Annotated in this window: 3 protein-coding genes; 1 reads left to right on the forward strand and 2 read right to left on the reverse strand. The window is 44.6% G+C overall.

Annotated elements, in window-relative coordinates; all coding sequences use genetic code 11:
- Positions 1 to 427: 427 nt before the first annotated feature.
- Positions 428 to 943 (reverse strand): hypothetical protein, encoded by a 516-nt coding sequence (locus CMR00_12600; protein PIO47025.1) that lies wholly within the window; start codon positions 941 to 943, stop codon positions 428 to 430.
- Between the two features lie 334 nt (positions 944 to 1,277).
- Positions 1,278 to 1,640 carry a dynein regulation protein LC7 gene (locus CMR00_12605; protein ID PIO47026.1) on the reverse strand — a complete coding sequence of 121 codons (363 nt, stop codon included), beginning with the start codon at positions 1,638 to 1,640 and terminating at the stop codon, positions 1,278 to 1,280.
- A gap of 285 nt (positions 1,641 to 1,925) precedes the next feature.
- Here CMR00_12605 and CMR00_12610 point away from each other — a divergent pair.
- On the forward strand, positions 1,926 to 2,539 hold a 614-nt coding region (locus tag CMR00_12610; GenBank protein ID PIO47027.1), incomplete at its 3' end, for a KpsF/GutQ family sugar-phosphate isomerase.

Here is a 2,539-nt window from a genome sequence, read left to right on the forward strand (position 1 = left end):
GAATTTTTTTTGCTGCTCGTAGAGATTGTCTCCTGAGATACTTGTCTTGATTTGCGTGCCAACTAAAATGCCAAAGGCTAACACGCCAACAATCAGCATACCGAATGAAAAACGTCCCATAGATTGTGCTTGCTTTCTAACTTCAAAAATGGTTATTGGAAGTTTTGCCTAATGCTTTGTTTGTGTTACCTATGTGTTAGACTTGCCGCACGCTTATTTTGTTGCGGCGCTCAAAAGTACTTTGAGAAAAGAACTTTAAGAACTTTTGCAAGAATTTAAAAGATAGGAAGAGATTAGCTTGCTTGCAATTGCGCTGTGCTGTTGTCCTGCGCTTGTCCTCAAATTTGCTTTGTAGGTATCCTTTGCAGGCTTATCTAGACACGCAAAGAGGCGCAGTTGCGCCTCTTACAAATTCTGGACGAATGTCTTAGCGCCCTCCTTCGCCGAGCGTCTTGTTAAGCTGTTCATCTAAGAGTGAGCTGAAGTTGTCGTCGAAGATGTTCGACAAATCAACTTCCATTTCTTCAGAGGCAATAATTTCCAAGAGTTTTTCTTTGGCTTTCTTGGAGTAGATTCTAATCGTGCCTGGCGGGATGTTTGATTTGAAGATAATTTCCAAGATGTAGCGCTCATTGATGCTCACCAGGTAGATGCTGCGCGACTCGCCTTCATGGAAGAGAATTTCAAACGAAGTTTTTTCGCCGATTTGCTTTGCCATTTCTGCTGTCGCTACGAAGTTCGAGGCAGCCAGCACACTAAAGACTTCCAAGTCTTTGTCTAGCAGCCCACCGTGCTTTGCCAGCACTTGCCCTGTCATATCGCCTAACAGCACCGCTGTAGAGCCTGTCTTGGTTGCAAACTCTTTCAGCACTTTTTCAGCTGCGCCAATTTGGCTTTCGGTCAGATAAACCTTTCGGAAGTCGTCTTTGCCCGGGAAACTCATAGTCGTTTAAGCGGATTAGTTATTGTTCAAAAATTACACTTCTTCAAATTGCATTTCTAACACTTAACTTTGCTACTTCTTTGCTACTTTCCTGCTTACAATGTACAATGATACATCTTGCAGAAACTTCCCCGCACCCTTTTTCCCCGCACCCTTTATCTAACCTATAGCTTTTAACCTTCTACTCGCCTTCTCTATCCAACCATCCAGAGAGCTAAGACACAATGCCGTATCACAATGCCATAGCCATATTATATCGGACTTATCTATGGCGCAACTGCAAAAGGGAGACTCTTTAGCTTGACGACCCGAAATGAAGTGTGCGTTTTGTAATCTAAAGTTGCTTTTGAAGTTCAGGCGCAAGTTTTGCTACTTGATAGCGAATGTTGCCTAGCATTGCGCTCTGGTCAGCGATGATTGTCAAGATCGCATTTCCTTCGGGAAGCAATTTAGAAAAGATAATGCCGTTTTCATACTCAACCATGCTTTGCTCAACCTTACCCACATTAAGTTCTGTTCCGATGCTCTCAGAGCTATGCAATCCGCCAATCACGATTGCACCAACGGTCTCCATATCAATTGTAACACCGTCTCGTATCTTTTGGTCAATCACGAAGCCGTCTTTGCCAATCAACGCAGACGCTCTTACGCCATCGACTTTGATTAAATTGCTTAACAGTTCTGATATCTCTACCATTTTCAGGCTACCATTTTTCAGGCGTGATAGGCACTTGCACTATTGAAGTCTTTCTATTTCTATTCTATATTCTAATATAGTATAGTACCTCTTCTTTAGTACCTTAGTACCAGTTTATGGGATTTTGTTTGCGAAAATATATTGATTGTTTTCTAAAATCCAAAGCAACTTACTCTCTTGCTGCATCTCAAGTTGCTCTGCAGTTTGCGCCACGCCTCGTGCGCGCTTTTTGACGTGATAGACCTTCCGTAAAAATGATTTATCTTCAGCATAAACGAGACGCTCATGCCTCAGTCACTTGCACTTGTAGACTCGATAGTGTTTCAGCAAGTCATTGAATTGCTCGAAAGCGAAGCGCGGGCAATCGAACAGTGTGCTGCACAACTTAACCCTGACGATGTGGTGCGCGCTGTGTCACTGATTTGTTCAGCCAAGGGCAAGGTTGTTGTGCTGGGCGTTGGCAAGTCAGGCATTATTGCCCAGAAAATTGCTGCCACCATGACGAGCACAGGCACAGAAGCGGTCGCCATTCACCCCACCGATGCGATGCATGGTGATTTAGGCTATGTTTCGTCGAAGGATGTTGCGATTGCTATCAGCAACAGCGGCGAGACGGATGAGCTGCTTGCACTCTTGCCTCATCTTCAGCATCGACAAGTGCCTATTATTGCCATTGTCGGCAATCTTAAATCTACTTTAGCGCGCAAAGCCGATGCTGTTTTGAACGCCACCATTCAAAAAGAAGCAGGCTACTTAAATCTTGCACCAACCACCAGCACCAGTGTTGCGCTTGCACTTGGCGATGCGCTTGCCATGACCGTCATGCGCGTCAAAGGCATTAATGCTGAAGACTTTGCAGTCAATCACCCTGCAGGTCGCTTAGGCAAACGTCTCACGCT

Source organism: [Chlorobium] sp. 445, from assembly GCA_002763895.1.
Lineage (GTDB): Bacteria > Bacteroidota > Chlorobiia > Chlorobiales > Thermochlorobacteraceae > Thermochlorobacter.